The organism is Saccharibacillus sp. CPCC 101409, from assembly GCF_030518235.1.
GTDB lineage: Bacteria > Bacillota > Bacilli > Paenibacillales > Paenibacillaceae > Saccharibacillus.
This window is the reverse complement of record NZ_JAULSA010000055.1, coordinates 1-626: the sequence shown is the minus strand read 5'-3', so window position 1 is coordinate 626 and position 626 is coordinate 1. Positions and strand designations below refer to the sequence as shown.

Annotated in this window: 1 rRNA gene; it reads right to left on the bottom strand. The window is 47.9% G+C overall.

From position 1 onward, the window contains the following. Positions 1-113 (bottom strand): 23S ribosomal RNA (locus QWJ34_RS27030); the annotation flags it as partial. Positions 114-626: the final 513 nt, after the last annotated feature.

Genomic DNA, 626 nt, shown 5'->3' with positions numbered 1-626 from the left:
AATCTCCGGATCAACGCTTACTTACAGCTCCCCGAAGCACTATCGCGGTTCGTCGCGTCCTTCATCGGCTCCTGGTGCCTAGGCATCCACCGTGCGCTCTTACTTGCTTAACCAATCGCTGCGTGATGCCGCTGTTTGCTCCGCTTGGTTTGGTTTCCTTCATCATTCGAAGATGAATCTTCAAGGAAGGGGAATCCAAATCCAAAAGTCGCGCACATCGCCATCACTTCGCTCTTCGATTTTAATGAATCATTTCATTTGCTTACCCTCGCTGACAAGCAGCGTGGAGAAGAAAGAAATATTCAAGACGCGAATTTATCGTTTCGGTATCCAGTTTTCAAAGGACAAATTTTAGGTGCATCACGGCTGTGCGGATTAAAATTTGAACTCGCGACAAGCGACTTCTTTTTTTCAATCTTTCACTTCTGTGAAGAACCCAGGATTAAGTCCGCCGATCCAAAGGCCGGCTGCTTAATCGTTTCGAAAGAGTTTCCTCTCTCAAAACCGGATAGTGAAGGGAGTCTCTTATTTGTGATTCCCGAGAGAGAAGCGGGATGGAATGTCTGCGTTGCAGCAGACGATTCTCCATAGAAAGGAGGTGATCCAGCCGCACCTTCCGATACGGC